Source organism: Prescottella equi, from assembly GCF_020171745.1.
In the GTDB taxonomy this organism is placed as follows: domain Bacteria; phylum Actinomycetota; class Actinomycetes; order Mycobacteriales; family Mycobacteriaceae; genus Prescottella; species Prescottella equi_A.
In genome coordinates this window covers 17,922-42,664 of sequence record NZ_JAIVAH010000013.1, presented here as the reverse complement: position 1 = coordinate 42,664, position 24,743 = coordinate 17,922, and the positions used below count along the sequence as shown (strand labels likewise).

Here is a 24,743-nt window from a genome sequence, read left to right as displayed (position 1 = left end):
TTCGACCGCCCCCTAGTACGACTTGGGGAGGCCCAGGGAGTGCTGGGCGACGAAGTTGAGGATCATCTCGCGGCTCACCGGCGCCACGCGACCGATGCGTGCGGCGCCGAGCATCGCCGCCAGGCCGTACTCCTTGGTGAGTCCGCCGCCACCGTGCGTCTGGATCGCCTGGTCGAGCGTCTTGATAGCGGCCTCGGCCGCCGCGTACTTGGCCATGTTCGCGGCCTCTGCGGCGCCGAAGTCGTCGCCGCCGTCGTACAGCGTCGCGGCCTTCTGCATCATCAGCTTCGCCAGTTCGAGTTCGATCTTGCACTGCGCGAGCGGGTGGGCGAGTCCCTGGTGGGCACCGATCGGCGTCTTCCAGACCGTCCGCTCCTTCGCGAACTTCACGCCGGCCGCGAGCGCCCACCGCCCCATCCCGATCGCCATGGCGGCACCGAGGATGCGTTCGGGGTTCAGTCCGGCGAACAGCTGCATCAGCGCCGCGTCCTCCGACCCGACGAGCGCGTCGGCGGGCAGGCGGACGTCGTCGAGGAACAGCGTGAACTGGTGGTCCGGCTCGATGATGTCCATCTCCATCGGCGTCGCGACGAAGTTCTCGGCGTCGGTGGGCACGATGAACAGCGCGGGCTTGAGCTTGCCGGTCTTGTGGTCCTCGGTCCGCGCGACGATCAGCACCGCGTCGGCCTGGTCCACGCCGGAGATGTAGACCTTGTTGCCGCGCAGGATCCAGTCGTCTCCGTCCCTTCGCGCCGTGGTGGTGATCTGGTGCGAGTTGGAACCCGCGTCGGGCTCGGTGATGCCGAACGCCATGATCTTGGAGCCGTCGGCGAGCGCGGTGAGCCACTCCTGCTTCTGCGCGTCGGTACCGTACTTGCCGATGATCGTCCCGCAGATCGCGGGCGAGACCACCACCAGCAGCAGTCCGGCGCCCTGTGCGGCGAGTTCCTCCTGCACCAGCGCGAGTTCGTAGATGCCTGCTCCCCCGCCGCCGTACTCCTCGGGCAGGTTCACGCCCAGGAAGCCGAGCTTGCCGGCCTCGTTCCACAGTTCGGTGAGCGGTTCGCCCTTACGCGCCTTCGGCAGCACGTAGTCGACGTAGTTGAAGCGCTGGGCGAGCTTGGACACCGCCGCCCGCAGCTCCTTCTGCTCGTCGGTTTCTATGAAGCTGCTCATGCGGATTCTCCTTCTGCCCCAGCCTCGTTCGATGCCGGCGCTTCCACGACTGCGAGAACGGAACCGACGTCGACCTGCTGACCGACGACGACGGGTAGTTCGGCGAGCACGCCGGACGCGGGCGCCTTGACGGTGTGCTCCATCTTCATGGCCTCGAGCCACAAGATCGGCTGTCCGGCCTCCACACGGTCTCCTTCCGCCGCGCCGAGTCGGATGACCGCACCCGGCATCGGCGCGAGCAGCGAGCCCTCCGCGACGACGCTCGACGGGTCGACGAAGCGCGGAATCGCGGTGAGCGACACCGGCCCGAGCGGCGAGTCGACACACACGGTGTCGCCGTACCGGGCGACGTCGAAGCGGCGCTGCAGACCCGCGACGTCGAGCACGACGTGATCCGACGCCGACGACACGAGCGCCACGTCGTCGAATCCCTCGGCGTGCAACCCGGACCGAGTCAGCAGGTAGCGGACGTCGTGGTCGCCGTGGACTCCGCTGTACCGCTTGATCTGCGGCTGCGACGGCAGGTTCCGCCAGCCACTCGGCAATCCGCCGACGACGGGAGCGGTGGTCCGGTTCGCGGCGGCGTCGGCCAACGCTGCGGCCAACGCGGACAACGACTCGGCCTCCTCGTCGGCCAGAGGTCGTGCCAGCACGTCGAGCCCGTGGGTGTCGAAGAACGCGGTGTCGGTGTCGCCCGCGAGGAAGGCCGGGTGGCGGAGGACGTTGACGAGCAGGTCCCGGTTGGTCTGCAGCCCGTGCAGGCGGGTGCGGGCCAGCGCCGACGCGAGCACCTGCGCGGCCTGTGCGCGGGTGGGTGCGTACGAGATAACCTTGGCGAGCATCGGGTCGTAGAAGACGCTCACCACCGACCCGTCCTCGACACCCGAATCGAGGCGCACCCCGGTCCGGTCCAGGACCTCGAACTCGACTGCACTGCCGGGCAGTTCGATCCGTTCGACGGTGCCGCTCTGCGGACGCCAGCCGTGCGCGGGGTCCTCGGCGTAGAGCCGGACCTCGATCGAATGGCCCCGGATCGCGGGCGGCTCGGCGCGCAGTTCCGCGCCGGACGCCACCTGCAACTGCAGCTCGACGAGGTCGAGTCCGGTGGTGCACTCGGTGACCGGGTGCTCCACCTGGAGCCGGGTGTTCATCTCGAGGAAATAGAACTCACCTCGCTCGTCGGCGAGGAACTCCACGGTGCCCGCGCCCTCGTAGCCGATCGCGTTGGCCGCCAGCCGGGCCGCATCGAACAGCCTGGCGCGCATGGACGGAATGCGTTCGACAAGTGGCGACGGCGCCTCCTCCACCACCTTCTGGTGGCGACGCTGGATCGAACACTCGCGCTCGCCGATCGCCCACACGGTGCCGTGACGGTCGGCCATCACCTGCACCTCGATGTGACGTCCGGTCTCGAGGTAGCGCTCGCAGAACACCGTCGGGTCACCGAACGCGGACTGCGCCTCGCGGCGAGCGGCCTCGATCTCGCGGGGCAGCGCCGACAGTTCGCGCACGACGCGCATGCCGCGTCCGCCGCCGCCGGCCGACGCCTTGACCAGTACCGGCAGGTCGGCCTCGGTGACCGTGGCCGGGTCGAGTTCGGCGAGCACGGGGACGCCGGCCTCGTCCATGATCCGCTTGGATTCGACCTTCGAGCCCATCAGCTCGATCGACTTGACGGGCGGACCGATCCAGGTGAGCCCGGCCGCCTCGACGGCCTGCGCGAAATCGGCGTTCTCGGAGAGGAACCCGTATCCGGGGTGGACGGCGTCGGCTCCCGCCGCGTGCGCCGCGGCGATCAGGGCGTCGGCGCGCAGGTACGTCTCGGTCGGCGTCGCGCCCGGCAACCGGACCGCGGCGTCGGCCTCGGCGACGTGGGGGCTCGCCGCATCCGGGTCGGAGAACACCGCGACGGTCCCGATGCCCGAACGCCGGCACGTCGCGAAGACGCGGCGGGCGATTTCGCCGCGGTTCGCGACCAGGACGGATGTGATCGCGGAGTTGCTGACAGTGGTACTCACAGGTTCTGCCTCACATCCGGAAGACGCCGAAGTTCTCGGTGCCCTCGATCGGGGCGGTGGTGATGGCCGACAGGCACATCCCCACCACCGTGCGGGTGTCGCGCGGGTCGATGACGCCGTCGTCGTACAGGCGCCCGGACAGGAACATCGGCAGCGACTCTGCCTCGATCTGGTTCTCGATCATGGCCCGCATGCCGGCGTCGGCCTCCGCGTCGAACGCCTGCCCGCGCGCCTCCGCGGCGGCCCGGCCGACGATCGAGATGACGCCCGCCAGCTGGGCACCTCCCATGACCGCGGACTTGGAACTGGGCCACGCGAACAGGAAGCGGGGGTCGAACGCGCGTCCGCACATGCCGTAGTGGCCGGCGCCGTACGACGCGCCGAGCAGGATCGAGATGTGCGGCACGGTCGAGTTGGCGACCGCGTTGATCATCATCGATCCGTGCTTGATCATGCCGCCCTCCTCGTACTCCCTGCCCACCATGTATCCGGTGGTGTTGTGCAGGAACAGAAGTGGCGTGTTCGAGCGGTTCGCGAGCTGGATGAACTGGGTGGCCTTCTGCGACTCCTCGCTGAACAGCACGCCGCGCGCGTTGGCGAGGATGCCGATCGGGTAGCCGTGCAGTTCGGCCCAGCCCGTGACGAGCGAGGATCCGTACATCGGTTTGAACTCGTCGAAGTCGGAGCCGTCGACGATCCGGGCGATCACCTCGCGCGGGTCGAACGGGATCTTCAGATCCGCCGGCACGATGCCGATCAGTTCCTCGGGATCCTCGAGCGGTTCGATCACCTCGGCGCGCGGCGCCGGGCCCTCCTTGCGCCAGTTGAGTCGCCGGACGATGCTGCGGCCGATACGGATCGCGTCCTGCTCGTCGAGGGCGAAGTAGTCGGCCAGACCCGATGTGCGCGCGTGCATCTCGGCGCCGCCGAGCGATTCGTCGTCGGACTCCTCACCGGTCGCCATCTTCACGAGCGGCGGACCGGCCAGGAACACCTTGGAACGTTCCTTGATCATCACGACGTGGTCGGACATGCCGGGGATGTAGGCGCCGCCGGCGGTGGAGTTGCCGAACACCAGCGCGATCGTGGGGATGCCGGCCGCCGACAGCTTGGTGAGGTCGCGGAACATCCGTCCGCCGGGGATGAACACCTCCTTCTGCGTCGGCAGGTCGGCGCCCCCGGACTCGACGAGCGAGATGACGGGGAGTCGGTTCTGGACGGCGATGTCGTTGGCGCGGAAACCCTTCTTGAGGGTCCACGGGTTGGACGTGCCGCCGCGGACCGTGGGGTCGTTCGCGACGATGAGGCATTCGACGCCGCTGACCACGCCGATCCCGACGATCGTGGATGCGCCCACCGGGAACTCGGTGCCCCACGCGGCGAGCGGGGACAGTTCGAGGAACGGCGAATCCGGGTCGAGCAGCAGTTCGATGCGCTCGCGGGCCAGCAGCTTGCCCCGCTTGTGGTGCCGCTCGACATACTTTTCGCCGCCCCCGGCAAGGGCTTTCGCATGCTCGACCTCGAGTTCGGCGAGCTTGGCGGTCATCGACTCGGCCGCCGCCGCGTACTCGGGCGACTTCGTGTCGAGTGCCGACTTCAGGATTGTCACGACTGATACCCCAATCGCTTGGCCGCCAACGAGGTCAGGATCTCGGTGGTCCCGCCCCCGATTCCCAGAATGCGCATGTCCCGGTACTGCCTCTCCACTTCGCTCTCCGCCATGTAGCCCATGCCGCCGAACAACTGCACGGCTTGATTCGCCACCCATTCCCCGGCCTCGACGGCCGTGTTCTTCGCGAAGCACACCTCGGCGACGAAGTCCTCGTCCGACGTGAGCGAACGTTCGACGAGGGTGCGGGTGTAGACGCGCGCGACGTCGATGCGCCGCGTCATCTCGGTGACGGTGTTCTGCACCGCCTGCCGCGAGATCAGCGGGCGCCCGAACGTCTCGCGGTCCCGGCACCACTGCAGTGTCAGGTCCAGGCAGCGTTGCGCGCTCGCGTACGCCTGCGCCGCCAGCGCGATGCGCTCGGTGAGGAATGCCTGCGCGATCTGCACGAACCCGGAGTTCTCCTCGCCCACCAGGTTCTCCACCGGCACCCGGGCGTCGACGAACGACAACTCCGCGGTGTCCGACGCCCGCCAGCCCATCTTGTCGAGCTTGCGGGCCACCTCGAATCCCGGTGTGTCCTTGTCGATCACGAGCAGCGACACTCCGCCGGCGCCGGGGCCGCCGGTGCGCACCGCGGTGACGACGAAGTCGGCCCGAACCGCCGACGTGATGAACGTCTTGGCGCCGTTGACGACGTAGTGGTCGCCGTCGCGCACCGCGGTGGTGCGCAGGTGCCCGACGTCGGAGCCGCCGCCCGGTTCGGTAATCGCGAGCGAACCGATCTTCTCGCCCGCGAGGGTGGGCCGCACCCAGCGGTCGATCTGCCGCGGGTCACCGGCCGCGATCAGATGCGGCAACGCGATCCCGCATGTGAACAGTGACGCGAACAGTCCGCCGGACGCGCCGGCCTGGTGCATCTCCTCGCAGATCACGACCGCGTCGATCAGGTCGCCGCCGTCGCCGCCGACCGTCTCCGGGAAGCCGGCACCGAGCAGCCCCAGCGCGGCCGCCTTGCGGTGCAACTCTCGCGGGATCTCGCCGTCGCGCTCCCAGTCGTTCAGGTGCGGCAGGATCTCCTGTTCCACGAAGCCCCGGACCGTCTTGCGGAGTTGTTGCCGTTCGGGTGTGTCCCACACACTCATGCGTGTCCTTCCGAAAGCTCGTCTGCGTAGCGGGGAACGAGGGCCACCGGGATCTCGATGTGCCGCGAGCGCAACCACTCGCCGAGCCCCTTGGCCTGCGGATCGAAGCGGGCCTGCGACGCGACGCCGCGGCCGAGGATGCCCTCGATCACGAAGTTGACGGCCCGCAGGTGTGGCAGCACGTGCCGAGTCACGTTCAGGCCCTCGGCCTCCGGGAGCATTCGTCGAAGCTCCTCGACGGTCAGCGCGTGGACCAGCCACCGCCACTGCTCGTCGGTGCGCACCCACACCCCGACATTGGCGTTGCCGCCCTTGTCGCCGCTGCGGGCCGCCGCGACCGTGCCGAGCGGCACCGTGATCGCGTCGTCGACGGTGAGCGGCTGCGGCAGTGACGGTTCCGGCACGTCCGCGAGCGCACGGGTGACGGCACTCGGGGCGATGTCGACGCGACTGCCGTCGGGCAGGACCGCGACGTGCGGCACCTGACCGGCGTCGACGTAGCCGGGCGTGAACACCGCGTAGGGCTGACCGTGCGACGGCGGCGCGGTGAGCGTGAAACCTGGATAGCTCGCGAGGGCCAGTTCGACGGCCACCGACGAGAACGCCCGACCCACGACGTTCGGATCGGTGTCCCGGACCGTGCAGCGCAGCAACGCGCTCGCGGCCTCCTCGGTGTCGGCGTCCGGGTGGTCGGTCCGGGCCAGCGTCCAGTCGAGTTCCTGCGGCTTGGTCTGCAGCCACGAATCCATCTGCCGCCGAACCAGTTCGGCCTTGGCCTCGATGTCGAGACCGGTGAGCACGAACGTCGCCTCGTTGCGGAAGCCGGCGAGGGCGTTGAGCGACACCTTGTACTGCGGCGGCGGGGCCTCACCGGTGACGCCGGAGATGCGGACGCGATCCGGGCCGTCGCCGGTGAGCACCACCGAATCCATGCGGGCGGTGACGTCGGGGTTCGCGTAGCGGCCGCCGGTGATCTCGTACAGCAACTGCGCGGTGACGGTGTCGACGGTCACCGCTCCGCCGGTCCCGGCATGCTTGGTGACGACCGATGTTCCGTCGTCCTGGATCTCGGCGATCGGGAAGCCGGGTCGGGTGAGGTCGCCGATCTCGGTGAACCAGGAGTAGTTGCCGCCGGTGGCCTGGGTGCCGCACTCGATCACATGCCCGGCGACGACTGCACCGGCGAGGCGGTCGAAATCGTCACGGGCCCAGCCGAAGTGCGCGGCCGCAGGTCCGACGATCACCGAGGCGTCGGTGACGCGACCGGTGACGACGACGTCGGCGCCCGCATTCAGACACTCGACGATGCCCCACGCGCCGAGGTACGCGTTCGCGGTGAGCGGCGTCTCCGGGCCGGCCTGCCGGTCGAGCCCCAGTTCGGCGACTCGCGCGATGAGGTCGTCGCCCTCGACGTGCGCGATCCGCGCGTTCAGTCCCAGCCGGTCGGCGACCTCGCGCAGCGCGCCCGCGAGCCCGGCCGGATTGAGCCCGCCGGCGTTGGCGACGATCCGCACGCCCCGGTCGAGCGCGAGACCCAGGCAGTCCTCGGCCTGCCGCAGGAACGTCTTGGCGTAACCGCGCGCGGGGTCCTTCATCCGGTCCCGACCGAGGATCAGCATCGTGAGTTCGGCGAGGTAGTCGCCGGTCAGGTAGTCCAGCTCGCCGCCCTCGAGCATCTCGCGCATCGCCGAGATGCGGTCGCCGTAGAAGCCGGAGCAGTTGCCGATGCGCACCGGGGCGTTCACTGGGCGGCCTTCGCGTCACGGCCCGCGCCGGACGGCCCGGCGAACGCCTGCGCGATGTCGAGCCACCGCTCCGCGTCGTCGCCCGTCGCCCGCAGCGCCGTGTCGCGGCGGTGCACCCGCTGGGTGACGAGCAGGCAGAAGTCCTCGGCCGGGCCGGTCACCCGCTGGGCCGCATGCTCCGGGCCCCACGCCCAGACTCCGCCGTCCGGCGCGGTGAGTTCCACCCGGAACTCGTCGGCGGGCGGCGTCATCTCGTTGACGCTGTACGCGAAGTCCCGCGTCCGCACACCCAATCGCGCGATGTGCGCGAGCCGATCCGTCGGCTCCGACTCCGCGCCCAGCGCCGCGGCGACGTCGCGGCCGTGCGCCCACGTCTCCATCAGCCGGGCCGTGGCCATCGAGGCCGCACTCATCGGCGGCCCGTACCACGGCAGCTTGGTGCCGACCGGAACGTCGCGCAGGACCTGAGCGAGGCGGTCACGACACTCCCGCCAGTCGGCCAGCAGTTCCTTGGGCGGACGCTGCGCCTCGGCCTCGGCGCCCTCGTCGACGAAGCCGTACGGGTTCTTCCACGCCTCGGCGAGTTGCGCGGTGAAGGCGTCCTCGTCGGTGGCGGCCAGCAGCGCGGCCCGATCGGTCCACGCGAGGTGGCCGATCTGGTGCGCGACGGTCCATCCGTCGGCCGGGGTCGGCAGGGCCCATTCCTCGTCGGGCAGGTCGGCGACGAGCACATCGAGTGCCGCACCTTCCGCACACAGGTCGTCGACGATCTTGTTCAGGTCAGCCACATACCCTCCTCGGATGCTGAGATCAGCATCACACCGAGGTGATTAAAAATCAAGCATGACTGATTGTTTATTCTCGATGCACGTTCGTCCGGTACCACTCCGGACCGGTCACGCCGTCAGATGAGCCGCCACACCCCAGGCCCGCCGGCCACCACTGAGGGACCACCGCGCGTCGGGCGCCCGCGTGACGGGGTGCTGCCGTTCGACCGTGAAGTTCGTGATGGGCAGTCGCTCCACCATCACCGAGTCGGCCAGCATGTTCCCGACGATGCCCTGCTCGAACATCGAGAACGCCGTGTGATTGACCGCATGAACGGCAACCTGCAGCGCCGAGAGTGCGGTGCGGTGTGGACCGAACTCGGCGAGCGTGTGACCGCCGCCGATCGTGGTGCCGACCACCGCGTAGTAGTGCCAGTGCGAAGGATTGTCCGGGTTGTGCGTGACGCCAGGCTCTTCAGCCATGATGCGCCCCTTCCCTGCTCGAGGCTCCTGTCGTGACGATAGAACCGGCCACTGACAGGATCGGGGCGACGCGCCGACCCGAACTCGGACAACGCGAAGAGCCCCCGAGCGACGAATCGCTCGGGGGCTCTTTCGAGTGCGGATGTCAGTGCATCATCATGGGCTGAACTTCCTCGGTGGTCGCGGCAGTGCGACGACGCGGCAGGAAGAACGCCGGAATCAGCGTGACGAGGACGAGAACGAACGCCACCATGAACGTCGCGCCGAACGAGTCGGCCGAATCGTTCAGCATCTGCGCGATGCTGCTCGGGTCGGTCGGCGGGGCAGCGTCCTTGCTGAGGCCGTGAGACGTCATCTGGTTCGTCAGCACCACCGACATCGTGGCGGTACCGATCGAGCCGGCGGTCTGCTGGACGATGTTCATCAGGGTCGAACCACGGGCGATCATCTCGTGCTTGAGCGTGACCATTGCGGCCGTCATCAGCGGCATCATCGTGCAGCCCATACCGAGGCCCATCACGAACAGCGAACCCATCAGGAGCGGGTAGGACGACGTCGCGGTCAGCTGCGTGAACGTGAACATGCCCAGCGCGATCAGCGGCAGACCCGTCAGGACGATCTTGCCGGGGCCGATCTTGTCGACCAGTCGGCCGGCGATCGGCATCGTCACCATCGCGCCGATACCCTGCGGCGCCAGCAGCAGACCCGCCGCCATCGCGGACTCACCGCGCACCTGGATGAAGTAGCTCGGGAAGAGCAGGCCCGCACCCATGAACGCGATGATGAACATCGTGGTCGTGAGCACCGCGACGGTGAGCTGCCGGTTCTGGAACAGGTGCAGGTCGATCAGCGGGTGGTCCTTGCGCAGGGCGTGGAAGACGAACCCGACAATCAGCACCAGGCCGATGCCGATCGGGATCAGGACCTCCGGGGACAGCCCCTTGCCGTGCTCGGGGATCGACGAGACGCCGTACAGGAACAGCGCCAGACCGGGCGAGAGCAGCAGCATGCCGACGAAGTCGAAGGGCTGCGACGGGCTCGGCTCGTCCTTCGGCAGCAGCTTGAACGCCGCAGCCAGGGCGATGATGCCGATCGGCAGGTTGATGAGGAAGATCCAGTGCCAGCTCGCGGCGTCGATCAGCCAGCCACCGACGATGGGGCCGGCGATCGGACCGAGCAGCATCGGGATGCCCAGCACGGCCATGACGCGACCGACACGCTCGGGGCCGGCCGCGCGGGTCATGATCGTCATGCCCAGCGGCATCAGCATGCCGCCGCCCAGACCCTGGATCACGCGGAACACGATCAGCGACGTGATGTCCCACGCGAATGCACAGAGAACCGAACCGATCACGAACAGCACCAGTGCGCCGATGTACAGGCGCTTGGTGCCGAACCGGTCCGCGGCCCAACCTGTCACGGGGATGACGGTCGCGAGGGCGAGCGTGTACGCGGTCATCGTCCAGGCGACCACCGCGTAGCTGGTCTCGAACGTCTCCGCGAACGTCGGCAGCGCGACACTGACGACGGTGACGTCGAGGATGGACATGATGGCGCCGAGCACCACCACGGAGGCGATCTTGAGGACCGCACCGTCGATCTTGTCCGACTCCGGAGCCCCGGCTGGGGGTCCGGACGTCGCGTTGGGCGTCGTCATGTACAAAATTCCTGACTTCGGGCCCGCAGGGCATCGCCCGCGAGTATGGGTTGAAGGGCCTCGAGCAACCGCCGGCGGTCCGGTTGGTCCAACCGGCCCGCGAACGCTCGGAGCTCGTCACGCTTGTCCTCGAGGTGACGGGAGACCAGGCTTCGCCCGGACTCCGTCAGCGAGACCCGTTTGATCCGACGATCCCCCGGGTCCTCACGGCGCAGCACAAGTTCCTGACACACCAACTGGTCGATGTTGCGGCCTGCGGCAGCCACTGACATCCGCAGACACTCGGCGACCTCGTTGATCGCGATCGGCTCGCCGTGCTGCGCCAGCACGAAGAGCGCACGAACCTGCGAGAACGACAGATCCATCGCGATGAGGGTGTCCATCGACTCGGACTCCCCCATACCCAGGAGACGCATGATGAACTCCTCGAGCACGGTGTAGACGTCGTCCGGAGTCACATCAGCCACGGGCTCGAATAGTAGCGACCATGCAACTATTGCGGAAATGCAATTACCCCCACGGCGGCCGTGAAACCGCGACCCGTCAACGACACCACGCGGCCCCTACCTGCGGCAACAGATTTTCCGGGCAGGAAGGGGCCAGGTGACGAGGAACACAGTCAGTCCTGCACGAGGACAGCCTTTCCGAGCACCCGACCTGCCTCCAGATCCACGAGCGCCTCGGCGGCCGACGCCAGCGGGTAGCGAGCCTTCACGACGGGGCGCAATCCCGACCGCACGCGCTTCACGAGTGCAGCGTGTGTCTCCGCGAGCGCCGACGGCTCGTGCCGCAGGAACTCACCCCACGCCGCGCCGACGATGCTGATGTTCCGGAACAGGACGCGGTTCACCTTGACAGTCGGGATACCCCCGCCCGCGAAACCGATCACGACCAGACGCCCCTCCGGAGCCAGCGCGCGGACGGCGTCGTCGAACGCGTCCCCGCCGACCGGATCGACCACGACGTCGACGCCTCGGCCGTCCGTGAGCTCGCGAACCTGCGCGGCCCAGCCGTCGGACAGCCGGACCACCTCGTCGGCACCGATCTCACGCAGGAAGTCGTCGGCACCGTCCCGGCGGACGACCGCGATCACCCGGGCCCCGTGCGCCTTCGCCAACTGGATCGCCGACGTGCCGACCCCGCCGGCCGCACCGAGGATCGCCACGGTCTCCCCCGGCTGCAGCTTCGCCCGACGGCCCAGAGCGAACTCCATCGTCTGATAGTTGATGATCAGCGACGCGGCTTCCTCGAACGTCAACTCGTCCGGGATCGGGAGCACCAGATTCTGGTGGACGGCGACGCGCTCGGCGTAGCCACCGAGGCTCGACACGGCGAGGACCCGCTGTCCCGGCTCGAAGCCGCTGTCGTCGGGCGCACTGAGCACGACGCCCGCCACCTCGGTGCCGGGCACGAACGGCGGTTCGGGCCGGATCTGGTACTTGCCGTAGCTGATCAGCAGATCGGGGAAGCACACGCCGCTGGCCTTGACGTCGATGAGCACCAGCCCCGCCGCGTCCGGCTCGGCGACCTCCTCGACCACGATCGCCGACGGGCCTGCCAGGTCCGTGACCACCACTGCGCGCACTTCCCACCTCCGAATCCGCCGGGCCGGCGTCCGGTGGACGCTGCGCCCTGCGCGTGACGCTACCCCGGAGTCACCCGCCGAACAGCGCGCGACGCCTACGTCCGACCACGATCATTTCCGCGGTGTCCGTCATCTTCACCCGCGGCCGTCCCGACGCCAGTCCCCTGTCACGCTCGGCCCGGTCGATCGCCTCCCAGCCCCGGCGCGAGATCCGCTCGGGCCGGACGCGTGCCAGCAGCTTGCCGAGATCCTTCCGCCCACCGGTCGGCGCCGCGAGACGCCGAGCCTCGAAGTCCTCGACGATCCGGGCCACGGTCTCCTTGGCGCACGACTTGTTGGTCCCGATGACCCCACTCGGACCCCGCTTGATCCACCCGGTCACGTACACGCCGTCGACCGGCTCTCCCGCACCGACGACGACACGCCCGCGGTCGTTCGGAATCACCCCGCGCCGATCGTCGAACGGCACGTCGGCGACCGGACGTCCCCGGTAGCCGATCGAGCGCAGCACGAGCGAGGCGTCGACTCGCTCGGTTCGGGCGGTGGGGTGCGCCGCGAGACCACCGGCGGCGTCCTCGACCAACTCGTTCGCGACGACGGTCAGACCCTCGACACGCTCGGTGCCGAGTATCTCCGTAGGCGAGCTCAGGTACCGGAACACGATCCGCCTGTTGCCCGGGGTCGGGGTCCGCTGCGCGAATTCCTGCGCGAGGCGCACCTTCATCGCGACGGCCGGTTCGGTCTCGCCCGCGTCGACGAGCGCCTGCGAGCGGGGATCGAGTTCCACCTCCGCGGGATCGATCACGACATCGATGCCGGACAGCTCGCCCAGGGCCAGGAATTCGGGGTTGGAGTAGGCCGCCTGCGCGGGACCTCGCCGGCCCAGCAGCACGACCTCACGGATGTTGCTGCGGCGCAGCGCCTTCAGTGCGTGATCGGCGATGTCGGTCTTCGCCAGTTCGTCCGGGTCCATCGTCAGGATGCGCGCGACGTCGAGCGCGACGTTGCCGTTGCCGACGATCACCGCGCGCTCCCCGGAGAGGTCGAACTCCCGGTCCGCGTAGTCCGGGTGGCCGTTGTACCAGGCCACGAACTCGGTCGCGGCGTGGCTGCCGGGCAGGCCCTCGCCGGGCACCCCCAGCGCCCGGTCGCTCGACGCGCCCACCGCGTAGATCACCGCGTGGTGGTGCGCCAGCAGATCGGCGTGGCTGATATGCCTGCCGACCTCGACGTTGAGATGGAACTGGAACGCGTCGCGGCCGAGCGACCACTCGAACATCTCGGTCACCGCCTTTGTGCCCGGGTGATCCGGCGCGACGCCGGCGCGGACGAGCCCCCACGGGGTCGGCAACTTCTCGAACATCTCGACCTCGACGTCGGAGCGCTTGAGCAATTCCTCCGCCGCATAGCAGGCCGCGGGCCCCGCCCCGACGACCGCGACCCGCAGGGTGCCGAGGTCGCGCACGGGCAGCGTCGCCGGCGTCAGCGGAATCCAGTCCGGCTGCAGCGGGTGGCGCGTGTAGTAGTCGGCGTTGATCTCGCGGTACCGCTGCAGCGACTCGCTCAGCTGGTCCTCGGGGAAGATCGCATTCACGGGGCAGGCGTCGACGCACGCGCCGCAATCGATGCAGGCCTGCGGCTCGATGTACAGCATCTCGGTTGTCGCGAACTCCGCTTCCTCCGGCGTCGGATGGATGCAGTTCACCGGACACGCCGACACACAACTCGCATCGTTGCAGCACGCCTGGGTGATGACGTAGGCCATGTTCGATTCCCGTCTCGAGCGCCACATCGGACGTGATGCACGCCCACCGCCGTCACCGATGTGACGCCCTTCATGTGACTATGAGTTACAGTTATGGGACTGTACGCGGCGCCGGACGATCGAACAAGCACCCTCGGCCGAATCCGGTGACTCGCCGAATCCGGTGACTACAGGGCCGCGAACTGTCACAATCGCTGGCGACAACCGCCGAACCGAGGGAACACCGTGGCTTCCGAGCAGATCGCCCCCGCAACGCAGAGCGTCACGACGGCCGGCCCGCTGGCACCGGCACCCCCGCCCGAGCAGTGCTTCGAGACCTCGCGTCCGATCCGCACCGGGGACGTCGACACCGAGAATCGACTGCGGCTCGACGGCATCGCCCGCTATCTCCAGGACATCGGCTCAGACAACCTCGCGGCGTTCGGGTACGACGAAACCGACCCGCTGTGGATCGTCCGGCGCACCGTCATCGAGGTGCACCGCCCCGCCGTGTGGCCGGACCGCATGACCCTGCGCCGCTGGTGCGCCGCACATTCGACGAGATGGTCGGCGATGCGGGTCCGACTGACGAGTACCGCGGGCGCCCTGATCGAGACCGAGGGATTCTGGATCGACATCGGCGCGGACACCGGCATGCCGACCCGGATCAGCGACGGCCTGCTCGAGAGCCTGGGACGGACGACGGACGAGCATCGCCTCCGCTGGAAGCCGTGGTTGCCGGCGACGCCACCCGACGCCGACGACTGGGACGATCACGAACGGACGTTCCACCTGCGGACCACCGACATCGACCCGTTCAATCACGTCAACAACGCGACGTACTGGCACGCGGTCGAGGAATGCCTCGCCGATCGACCCGAGTTGCGGGAGGCTCCGTACCGGGCGGTGGTCGAGCACCTCAGCCCGATCTTCGCCCGAGATCACGTGCGACTCCGCACGGACGGCGACGACACCTCACTGTCGGTGTGGTTCCTCGTCGAGGGCGAGGTGCGCGCCGTCGCGCGGGTCGAGAAGCTCGAGAGCCCTGGCTAGAAGACCTTCTTGGCGACCACTGCGATGCCGGCGATCAGCAGGGTCACCAGCAGCGCCGTCCCGAAGCCGGTGAGCCACCACAGCACGCCGAAGACGACCACGGCCGGGGCCGCGACGATCGCCACGATGGCTGGACTCTCCTTGACGACCTCGAGTGCCGACTCAGCCTTGACACGGTCGATCTTCTTGCCGGCCATGATGCCCTCCACGTGTCCAATTCGTCCGGTTACAAGAACATTCTTCCTTCCCCCAGAATGCCCGAAGGTCCCGCCCCCCTGTCGGGGACGGGACCTTCGGATCGAACTCTCTACGGGCTAGCGGTAGTCGCTACCGAAGCCGTAGTCGTCCAGCGGAACCGCGGCACCGGTACCGGTGCCGAAGCCCTCCGGGCTGTAGTACTGGTCGTCGTAGGACGGAACCGCGTACGCAGCCGCACGTGCCTCCTCGGTGGGCTGAACCTGGATGTTCCGGTACCGGTTGATGCCGGTGCCGGCCGGGATCAGCTTGCCGATGATCACGTTCTCCTTGAGACCGATCAGCTTGTCCGAGCGGCAGTTGATCGCCGCATCGGTCAGCACGCGAGTGGTCTCCTGGAACGAAGCCGCCGACAGCCACGAGTCGGTCGCCAGCGACGCCTTCGTGATACCCATCAGCACCGGACGTCCGGCCGCGGGCTCGCCACCCTCGGCGACGACGCGGCGGTTGGACGCCTCGAACTCCGCACGCTCGACCAGCGAGCCGGGCAGGAACTCCGTCGAGCCCGAGTCGATGATCGTGACGCGACGCAGCATCTGGCGCACGATGACCTCGATGTGCTTGTCGTGGATCGACACACCCTGGCTCCGGTACACCTCCTGGACCTCGTTGACGAGGTGGATCTGCACCTGACGCGGGCCCATGACACGCAGCACGTCGTGCGGGTCGGCAGCGCCCTCGAGCAGCTGCTGACCGACGTCCACGTGGTCACCGTCCGACAGCAGTCGCTCGGAGCCGTCGTCGTGCTTGAAGACACGCAGACGCTGACGCTTCGACAGCTTGTCGTACACGACCTCTTCGCCACCGTCGTCCGGGACGACCGTGATCTTGTAGAAGCGATCGTCGTCGTCGAGCTGCACCCGGCCGGAGACCTCGGTGATCGGGGCCTTGCCCTTGGGGACGCGGGCCTCGAACAGCTCCTGGACACGCGGCAGACCACCGGTGATGTCGGCCGCGCCGGCCGCACCACCCTGGTGGAAGGTACGCATCGTCAGCTGGGTACCGGGCTCACCGATCGACTGTGCCGCGACGATACCGACGGCCTCGCCGATGTCGACGAGCTTGCCGGTCGCCATCGAGCGGCCGTAGCACGTTGCACACACACCCGTGGCGGTGGTGCAGGTGAGGACCGAGCGGACCTTGACCTGCGTGATACCCGCCGCGAGCAGCGCGTCGATCGCCGGATCGCCCAGGTCGTGTCCACGCTCGACGACAACGTTGCCGTTCTCGTCGACCGCGTCCGCGGCCAGGGTGCGGGCGTACGTCGAGGTCTCGACGTGCGCGTCGCGGATCATCGTGCCGTCCGCTGCCTTCTCCGCGATCGTGGTGAGGATGCCGCGCTCGGTGCCACAGTCGACCTCGCGGACGATGACGTCCTGCGAGACGTCCACCAGACGACGGGTCAGGTAACCCGAGTCGGCGGTACGCAGAGCGGTATCGGCCAGACCCTTACGAGCACCGTGCGTGTTGATGAAGTACTCGAGAACCGTCAGGCCCTCCTTGAAGGAGGACTTGATCGGACGCGGGATGAACTCACCCTTCGGGTTCGTCACCAGGCCCTTCATACCGGCGAGCGAGCGAACCTGAGTCATGTTGCCGGCGGCGCCGGACTTCACGATCATCGGGATCGGGTTGTCGTCGGGGAAGTGGGCCTCCATGGCCTTACCGACCTCGTCGGTGGCCTCGGACCAGATCTTCACCAGGGCGCTGTTGCGCTCGGTGTGGTTGAGAGCACCGCGCTGGTACTTCTTCTCGATCTGGTCGGCCTGCGCCTCGAACTGCTCCATGATCTGAGCCTTCTCCGGCGGCACGAGAACGTCGGAGATCGAGACCGTCACGCCGGACCGGGTGGCCCAGTAGAAGCCGGTGTCCTTCATCTTGTCCACCGTCTGCGCGACCACGATCATCGGGTAACGCTCGGCCAGATCGTTGATGATCGTCGCCTGACGCTTCTTCGGCATCTGCTCGTTGATGAACGGGTAGTCCGCCGGGAGCAGGTCGTTGAACATGACGCGACCGAGGGTCGTCTCGACCATCCAGCCGTCGCCGAAGCTCCAGCCCTCGGGGAACAGCTCCGCCTCGATATCGCGCGGCGGACGCTGATGCGTCAGGCGCATCTTGATTCCCGCCTGCACGGACAGCACGCCACGGTCGACGGCCATCTGAGCCTCGGCCGGCGAGCTGTAGACACCCTGCTCCGGCTGGCCGTCGGCGGCCGGCTGGTAAGCGCCGATCGCACCCTCGACCTCACGGGTCAGGTGGAACAGACCCGTCACCATGTCCAGACGCGGCATGGCGAGCGGACGACCCGACGCCGGCGACAGGATGTTGTTCGACGACAGCATCAGGATGCGGGCCTCGGCCTGCGCCTCTGCCGACAGCGGCAGGTGCACGGCCATCTGGTCACCGTCGAAGTCGGCGTTGAACGCCTCACACACGAGCGGGTGCAGCTGGATGGCCTTGCCCTCGACGAGCTGCGGCTCGAAGGCCTGGATGCCGAGGCGGTGCAGCGTAGGTGCACGGTTCAGCAGCACGGGGTGCTCGTTGATGACCTCTTCGAGGACGTCCCACACCTGCGGACGCTGACGCTCGACCATGCGCTTCGCGGACTTGATGTTCTGCGCGTGGTTGAGGTCGACCAGACGCTTCATGACGAACGGCTTGAACAGCTCGAGCGCCATGAGCTTCGGCAGACCGCACTGGTGCAGCTTGAGCTGCGGACCGACGACGATGACCGAACGGCCCGAGTAGTCGACGCGCTTACCGAGCAGGTTCTGACGGAAGCGGCCCTGCTTGCCCTTGAGCAGATCGGACAGCGACTTCAGCGGACGGTTGCCCGGGCCCGTGACGGGCCGGCCACGACGTCCGTTGTCGAACAGCGCGTCGACGGACTCCTGCAACATCCGCTTCTCGTTGTTGACGATGATCTCGGGTGCACCGAGGTCGATCAGTCGCTTGAGGCGGTTGTTGCGGTTGATGACGCGGCGGTACAGGTCGTTCAGGTCGGACGTCGCGAAACGGCCACCGTCGAGCTGGACCATCGGGCGCAGCTCCGGCGGGATCACCGGGACGGCGTCGAGGACCATGCCCATGGGCGAGTTGCCCGACTGCTGGAAGGCAGCCACGACCTTGAGGCGCTTGAGCGCACGCAGCTTCTTCTGACCCTTGCCGCTGCGGATGGTCTCGCGCAGAGACTCGGCCTCGGCCTCGATGTCGAAGTTGCGCATCAGGATCTGGATGGACTCCGCGCCCATCGCACCCGTGAAGTACTCGCCGTAGCGGTCGACCAGCTCGCGGTACAGGCCCTCGTCCACGATGAGCTGCTTGACGCTCAGCTTGGTGAACGTGGTCCAGATCTCGTCGAGACGGTCCAGCTCGCGCTGCGCACGGTCACGGAGCTGACGCATCTCGCGCTCGCCGCCGTCCTTGACCTTGCGACGGACGTCGGACTTGGCACCCTCGGCCTCGAGCTCGGCGATGTCCGCTTCGAGCTTCTGGGCGCGGGCCTCGAGATCGGCGTCGCGCTGATCGGCGACAGTCTTCTTCTCGACCTCCATCTCGGCCTCGAGCGTGGAGAGCTCGTTGTGACGCAGCTCCTCGTCGACACCGACGATGACGTAGGCAGCGAAGTAGATGATCTTCTCGAGATCCTTCGGAGCCAGGTCGAGCAGGTAACCGAGACGGCTCGGCACACCCTTGAAGTACCAGATGTGGGTGACCGGAGCGGCGAGCTCGATGTGGCCCATGCGCTCACGACGCACCTTCGCGCGGGTCACCTCGACGCCGCAGCGCTCGCAGATGATGCCCTTGAAGCGGACGCGCTTGTACTTACCGCAGTAGCACTCCCAGTCCCGGGTGGGGCCGAAGATCTTCTCGCAGAAGAGGCCGTCCTTCTCGGGCTTGAGCGTGCGGTAGTTGATGGTCTCCGGCTTCTTGACCTCGCCGTAGGACCAGTTGCGGATGTCCTCCGCGGTCGCGAGACCGATGCGGAGTTCATCGAAGAAGTTGACGTCGAGCACGTAACTTCCTTTCCCCAGAGGGATTGTGGATCAGCGGGTGAGATCCGCTTTTCCTGACTGCCAATTCAAATGTGCTCTAGCGCCCCCGGGCCGCGACGGATCGCGGCCCGGGGACCGAAAACTAGTTCGCGAGATCGTCCACGGTCGCGGCCTCGTTCCGGGACAGGTTGATGCCCAGGTTCGCGGCGGCACGCTCGAGATCCTCGTCGTCGCCGTCGGCCATCGCGATGGCTGCGCCGTCCGAGGACAGCACCTCCACGTTGAGGCAGAGCGACTGGAGCTCCTTGAGGAGAACCTTGAAGGACTCGGGGATGCCCGGCTCGGGGATGTTCTCGCCCTTGACGATGGCCTCGTACACCTTCACGCGGCCGACGACGTCGTCCGACTTGATGGTGAGCAGCTCCTGCAGGGTGTAGGCGGCGCCGTACGCCTGCATCGCCCAGCACTCCATTTCACCGAAGCGCTGGCCACCGAACTGGGCCTTACCGCCGAGCGGCTGCTGGGTGATCATCGAGTACGGACCGGTCGAACGAGCGTGGATCTTGTCGTCGACCAGGTGGTGCAGCTTGATGATGTACATGTAGCCGACCGACACCGGGTACGGGAACGGCTCGCCGGAGCGACCGTCGAACAGGGTCGCCTTGCCGTCCGGTCCGACCATGCGCTCGCCGTCACGGTTGGGCAGCGTCGAACCGAGCAGACCGGTGAGCTCGTCCTCCTTGGCACCGTCGAACACCGGGGTGGCGATGTTCGAGTCGGCCGGTGCGGACAGCATCTCCTCGGGCAGCGTCGCCGCCCAGTCCGGACGCGAACCGTCGCCCGCGATCTGGACGTTCCAGCCGGTCTTGCCGATCCAGCCGAGGTGCGTCTCGAGAACCTGGCCGATGTTCATACGACGCGGAACACCGTGGGTGTTCAGGATGATGTCGACCGGGGTGCCGTCGGGCAGGAACGGCATGTCCTCCTGCGGGAGGATCTTGCCGATGACGCCCTTGTTGCCGTGGCGGCCGGCGAGCTTGTCGCCGTCCTGGATCTTGCGCTTCTGGGCAACGTAGACGCGAACCAGCTCGTTGACGCCCGGAGGCAGATCGTCGTCGTCCTCGCGCGAGAACACGCGGATGCCGATGACCTTGCCGGACTCACCGTGCGGAACCTTGAGGGACGTGTCACGAACCTCGCGGGCCTTCTCACCGAAGATCGCGCGGAGCAGGCGCTCCTCCGGGGTCAGCTCGGTCTCACCCTTCGGGGTGACCTTGCCGACCAGGATGTCGCCGTCACGGACCTCGGCACCGATGCGGACGATGCCGCGCTCGTCGAGATCGGCCAGCACCTCGTCGGAGACGTTCGGGATGTCCCGGGTGATCTCCTCGGCACCGAGCTTGGTGTCGCGGGCATCGATCTCGTGCTCCTCGATGTGGATCGAGGTGAGGACGTCCTCCTCCACGAGGCGCTGCGACAGGATGATCGCGTCTTCGTAGTTGTGGCCCTCCCACGGCATGATCGCCACGAGCAGGTTCTTGCCGAGCGCCATCTCACCGTTCTGGGTGCAGGGGCCGTCGGCCAGGACCTGGCCCGACTCGACCCGCTGTCCCTCGTCCACGATCGGACGCTGGTTGGCGCACGTGCCCTGGTTCGAGCGCGCGAACTTGCGCAGGCGGTACGTGGTGCGGCTGCCGTCGTCGGCCATGACCGTCACGTAGTCGGAGGAGACCTCCTCGACCACACCGGTCTTCTCGGTGACGATGACGTCGCCGGCGTCGACCGCGGCGCGCAGCTCCATGCCGGTACCGACCAGCGGGGACTCGCTGCGAACCAGCGGAACCGCCTGACGCTGCATGTTCGCACCCATGAGGGCACGGTTGGCGTCGTCGTGCTCGAGGAACGGAATCATCGCGGTCGCGACGGAGACCATCTGGCGCGGCGAGACGTCCATGTAGTCGACGTCGGAGGACGAGACGAACTCGACCTCGCCGCCCTTACGACGGACGAGGACGCGCTCCTCCGTGAAGTGGCCCGACGCGTCGACCGGCGAGTTGGCCTGCGCCACGACGTGGCGGTCCTCCTCGTCCGCGGTCAGGTAGTCGACCTGGTCGGTGAGCTGGCCGTTCTCGACCTTGCGGTACGGGGTCTCGATGAAGCCGAACGGGTTGACCCGCGCGTACACCGACAGCGAGCCGATCAGACCGATGTTCGGACCCTCAGGGGTCTCGATCGGGCACATGCGGCCGTAGTGCGACGGGTGGACGTCTCGCACCTCGAGGCCGGCGCGCTCACGGGACAGACCGCCGGGGCCCAGCGCCGACAGACGACGCTTGTGGGTCAGGCCCGACAGCGGGTTGTTCTGGTCCATGAACTGCGACAGCTGGGAGGTTCCGAAGAACTCCTTGATCGCGGCGACGACCGGGCGGATGTTGATCAGGGTCTGCGGCGTGATCGCCTCGACGTCCTGAGTCGTCATGCGCTCGCGGACGACGCGCTCCATGCGGGACAGGCCCACGCGGATCTGGTTCTGGATGAGCTCGCCCACCGTGCGGAGACGACGGTTGCCGAAGTGGTCGATGTCGTCGACCTCGACGGGGACCTCGACGCCGCCCGGAGCGGTCATCATCGTGTCGCCGGCGTGCAGGCGCACCAGGTACTCGATCGTGGTGACGATGTCGTCCTCGGTGAGGGTCGACGCCTCGATCGGCAGGCCGGTGTTCAGGCCCAGCTTCTTGTTGATCTTGTAGCGGCCCACGCGAGCGAGGTCGTAGCGCTTGTCCTTGAAGAACAGGTTCTCCAGCAGGGTCTGCGCGCTCTCCTTGGTCGGCGGCTCGCCCGGACGCAGCTTGCGGTAGATGTCGAGCAGGGCCTCGTCGGTGTTCTTGGCCGGATCCTTCTCCAGGGTGGCCATCATGATCTCCGAGAAGCCGAACCGCTCGCGGATCTCCTCGTCGGTCATGCCGAGCGCCTTGAGCAGCGTCGTGACCGGCTGGCGGCGCTTGCGGTCGATGCGGACACCAACGGTGTCGCGCTTGTCGACGTCGAACTCGAGCCACGCACCGCGGCCCGGGATGACCTTGACGCTGTGCAGGGTCTTCTCGGTGCTCTTGTCGATGGTGTCGTCGAAGTACACGCCCGGCGAGCGGACCAGCTGGGACACGACGACACGCTCGGTGCCGTTGATGATGAAGGTGCCCTTGTCGGTCATCATCGGGAAATCACCCATGAAGACCGTCTGGCTCTTGATCTCACCGGTGTTGTTGTTGATGAACTCCGCGGTGACGAACAACGGCGCCGCGTAGGTCATGTCCTTGTCTTTGCACTCGTCGACCGAGGCCTTGACCTCGTCGAAGCGCGGGTCCGAGAAGGACAGCGACATGGACCCGGAGAAGTCCTCGATGGGAGAGAGCTCGGCGAGGATCTCTTCGAGACCACCGGTCACCGCTCCGTCTCGGCGTGCGGCCGCGCGCTCGCGCCAACTCGGCGAGCCGACCAACCATTCGAACGAATCGGTCTGTAGATCGAGGAGCCCTGGGACCTCGAGGGGTTCGCGAATCTTCGCGAACGAAACCCTTCGGGGGGCTCCGGGGATTCCGGCAACTGCCTTGGTCTGGCTAGAGACTGCCAAGATGCGTCCTTCCAGCACCTCACGCGGGCCGCTCTTGCTGGTGCGACCGCCGCTGTATCTGCTTCTTCTGTGGGGCGAATTCGCTGGTCACAACCCGAACGAATCCTCGCCACAGGAGCAGGAAGTAATCACTTCGCCGCAGTGAGGTCGAGAGGTGGACAGGAGGCAGCCAGCGCAACGTCCAAAAGTACACCCAAACTCAGTAGATGTCGAGTCGGGCAGCAGAAAGGACACCCGTCGGGGTGCTGCGCGCGTGTGAGACGCGTGAATGTTCACGGATAGAGTGACGCGAGATCATCGTCGCGTCAAGCCTGGGTCCCGGTGATTCGATCACGGACCGTCCGGGGGTGGCAGTACATGCGAATCGCCGGCCACAGGAGGCGCTGACCGAATCTGTGGGACGCCGGACTATTGATCCGCGATATCAGACAATAGCCACACGCCGCCCACTTTTTCCATCCGAACGATCAACGGGCCCGACGCACTGTCCTGAGCGACCCCGTTCGACTCGGCACTCACCGTCACGTTCGTGATCAATTCGGCCCGGTCACCGTCGAGGACCTTCACCCCGACGTCGGTCACCTGGACGGTCGTGGACGTGCCGCCCTGCTTCACCGCTGCCACGGTGGGATCGATCGTCTTGTCGAACTCCCCACGCATGTTCTCGGTGAGCACCTTGCGGGCCTGCTCGGGATACGCGTCGATCGTGTCGGGGCTGTAGGTGTAGAGCGTGTTGAGGGCGGAGCGCGCCGCCTCCGTCACCTCGGCGGTGCCGCCCGCATCGACGTACGCGGTGTTCGCGACCTCCGCACCCGGCTTGAAGGCCGCGATCACCGCGAATACTGCGAGCACGACAGCCGCCGCCCCGAGGACGGCCACGAGCCGCCACTTCGGGCCACCGAACCGCGATGCACCGGCGCCGGGTTCGTCCTCCCCCGGCGTCGGCGACACGCCCGGCTTCGCCAGCGACACCCCCGCCACCTTCGGACGGACCTCGTCGACGACCGCGACCCCGACCGCCGTCGCACCGTCGAGGTCCGACACGGCGTCGACCGCGGTCGGTCGAACCTCGCTCGCCGGGCGCCCGCCGCCGGCACCGGCGATCTTCGGGCGCCGTCCGGACGACGCAGGCTTGGCGTTACGGCGAATGGGAGGCATGACGCGGAACTCCTTCCGGCGGGCGGTTCGATCGCTTCCGCCCGGGATGTGCAGAGAGATTTGGGGCGACTACCGGCCGCCGGTGTCCGGCTCGGGAGCCGGAGCGGGTGCCGCGGGATCCTGTGCAGGTGCCGGGGCCGCAGGCGACTCCTCGAGCACGGCAGCGTTGCCGAGGTTGACGGACTTGGATGCCCGCCACACCCCGTCGTCGCCCTCCTCCATCGTCAGGCGCATCGTGACCCGCACCTTGCGCGATGTCTGATTGGGCCAGGACGTGGTGGTCGCGAGGACGACGATCGCGTCGGCGACACCGTCGTCGGTGTTCAGCGAGGTCAACGACGCCCCCAGCACCTCCGACTCGCTGCGCGCACCGGTCTGCTGAGTCTGCTGCGCGAGCTGGTCGCGGGTCGCGCTCAGATCGTCGACCAGGCCACCGGTGATGGACGACTCGATGTCGGCGAACGACTTGTCGAGGTTCGCGGCGTCGAACGAGTTGAGATTGATGGCTGCCTGACGGGCGTCGGACAGCGCCGACTCCCGGGCCTCGGCGGCGGGCTTGTCGGACAGCGCGGCGTGCGCCCATCCGTAGCCGAACCACACCCCCGCCACGAGCGCACCGACGAGGAGCGCGCTCACCGCAACCGTGGCCGCGACCAGGGTGTTGTTGTTCTTGGTGGTGGTGTCCGTCACACGGCAACCTTACTCTCGGGTAACGAATG

The 24,743-nt window shown here is 67.7% G+C and carries 17 protein-coding genes; 1 reads left to right on the top strand and 16 read right to left on the bottom strand.

The annotated features are described in order from the left end of the window. Positions 1-12 precede the first annotated feature (12 nt). From LCL87_RS10425 to LCL87_RS10375, 11 genes are all read right to left on the bottom strand, one after another. Entirely contained in the window at positions 13-1,176 is a 1,164-nt protein-coding gene (locus tag LCL87_RS10425; RefSeq protein ID WP_225019333.1) for an acyl-CoA dehydrogenase family protein, read from the bottom strand. Continuing rightward, a complete protein-coding gene (locus LCL87_RS10420) occupies positions 1,173-3,194 on the bottom strand; it encodes an ATP-binding protein (protein WP_225019332.1) in 2,022 nt (673 codons plus the stop codon). The genes LCL87_RS10425 and LCL87_RS10420 overlap by 4 nt, the downstream gene beginning before the upstream one ends. A 10-nt stretch (positions 3,195-3,204) precedes the next feature. Beyond that, positions 3,205-4,803 carry a carboxyl transferase domain-containing protein gene (locus tag LCL87_RS10415; RefSeq protein WP_225019331.1) on the bottom strand — a complete coding sequence of 533 codons (1,599 nt, stop codon included), beginning with the start codon at positions 4,801-4,803 and terminating at the stop codon, positions 3,205-3,207. Beyond that, the gene (locus tag LCL87_RS10410; RefSeq protein ID WP_225019330.1) at positions 4,800-5,948 is read right to left on the bottom strand and encodes an acyl-CoA dehydrogenase family protein; all 1,149 of its coding nucleotides are present in this window, start codon (positions 5,946-5,948) and stop codon (positions 4,800-4,802) included. Before LCL87_RS10410 ends, LCL87_RS10415 begins: the two co-directional genes overlap by 4 nt. Further along, positions 5,945-7,693, bottom strand: a complete 1,749-nt coding sequence (locus LCL87_RS10405; protein WP_225019329.1) for an acyclic terpene utilization AtuA family protein — start codon at positions 7,691-7,693, stop codon at positions 5,945-5,947. The genes LCL87_RS10410 and LCL87_RS10405 overlap by 4 nt, the downstream gene beginning before the upstream one ends. Beyond that, the gene (locus tag LCL87_RS10400; RefSeq protein ID WP_225019328.1) at positions 7,690-8,481 is read right to left on the bottom strand and encodes a TIGR03084 family metal-binding protein; all 792 of its coding nucleotides are present in this window, start codon (positions 8,479-8,481) and stop codon (positions 7,690-7,692) included. Before LCL87_RS10400 ends, LCL87_RS10405 begins: the two co-directional genes overlap by 4 nt. Before the next feature lie 108 nt (positions 8,482-8,589). Beyond that, positions 8,590-8,943 carry a hypothetical protein gene (locus tag LCL87_RS10395; protein ID WP_225019326.1) on the bottom strand — a complete coding sequence of 118 codons (354 nt, stop codon included), beginning with the start codon at positions 8,941-8,943 and terminating at the stop codon, positions 8,590-8,592. 145 nt (positions 8,944-9,088) lie between these two features. Next, positions 9,089-10,600: a DHA2 family efflux MFS transporter permease subunit gene (locus tag LCL87_RS10390; protein ID WP_225019324.1), complete on the bottom strand. Its 1,512-nt coding sequence runs from the start codon at positions 10,598-10,600 to the stop codon at positions 9,089-9,091. Next, entirely contained in the window at positions 10,597-11,067 is a 471-nt protein-coding gene (locus LCL87_RS10385; protein WP_225019322.1) for a MarR family winged helix-turn-helix transcriptional regulator, read from the bottom strand. Before LCL87_RS10385 ends, LCL87_RS10390 begins: the two co-directional genes overlap by 4 nt. Before the next feature lie 152 nt (positions 11,068-11,219). Then, positions 11,220-12,185 (bottom strand): NADPH:quinone oxidoreductase family protein, encoded by a 966-nt coding sequence (locus LCL87_RS10380; RefSeq protein WP_225019320.1) that lies wholly within the window; start codon positions 12,183-12,185, stop codon positions 11,220-11,222. A gap of 70 nt (positions 12,186-12,255) precedes the next feature. Further along, on the bottom strand, positions 12,256-13,950 hold the full coding sequence (locus LCL87_RS10375; RefSeq protein WP_225019318.1) for an FAD-dependent oxidoreductase: 1,695 nt from the start codon (positions 13,948-13,950) through the stop codon (positions 12,256-12,258). A 225-nt stretch (positions 13,951-14,175) separates the two neighbouring features. Between LCL87_RS10375 and LCL87_RS10370 the strand changes: the two genes are divergently transcribed. Then, complete coding sequence (locus LCL87_RS10370) at positions 14,176-14,982, top strand: acyl-ACP thioesterase domain-containing protein (protein WP_225019316.1); 807 nt, start codon at positions 14,176-14,178, stop codon at positions 14,980-14,982. Here LCL87_RS10370 and LCL87_RS10365 read toward each other — a convergent pair. The 5 genes from LCL87_RS10365 to LCL87_RS10345 form a co-directional block, all read right to left on the bottom strand. Beyond that, on the bottom strand, positions 14,979-15,179 hold the full coding sequence (locus tag LCL87_RS10365) for a hypothetical protein (protein WP_225019314.1): 201 nt from the start codon (positions 15,177-15,179) through the stop codon (positions 14,979-14,981). The two genes, LCL87_RS10370 and LCL87_RS10365, sit on opposite strands and share 4 nt — an antisense overlap. A 117-nt stretch (positions 15,180-15,296) precedes the next feature. Beyond that, positions 15,297-19,256, bottom strand: coding sequence for a DNA-directed RNA polymerase subunit beta' (locus tag LCL87_RS10360; RefSeq protein WP_225019312.1), 3,960 nt, complete (start codon positions 19,254-19,256; stop codon positions 15,297-15,299). A gap of 121 nt (positions 19,257-19,377) precedes the next feature. Then, positions 19,378-22,884, bottom strand: a complete 3,507-nt coding sequence (rpoB, locus tag LCL87_RS10355) for a DNA-directed RNA polymerase subunit beta (protein WP_225019310.1) — start codon at positions 22,882-22,884, stop codon at positions 19,378-19,380. A 390-nt stretch (positions 22,885-23,274) separates the two neighbouring features. Then, positions 23,275-24,024, bottom strand: coding sequence for a mammalian cell entry protein (locus LCL87_RS10350; protein ID WP_225019308.1), 750 nt, complete (start codon positions 24,022-24,024; stop codon positions 23,275-23,277). A 69-nt stretch (positions 24,025-24,093) separates the two neighbouring features. Beyond that, entirely contained in the window at positions 24,094-24,714 is a 621-nt protein-coding gene (locus LCL87_RS10345) for a mammalian cell entry protein (RefSeq protein WP_225019306.1), read from the bottom strand. Between the last annotated feature and the right edge of the window lie 29 nt (positions 24,715-24,743).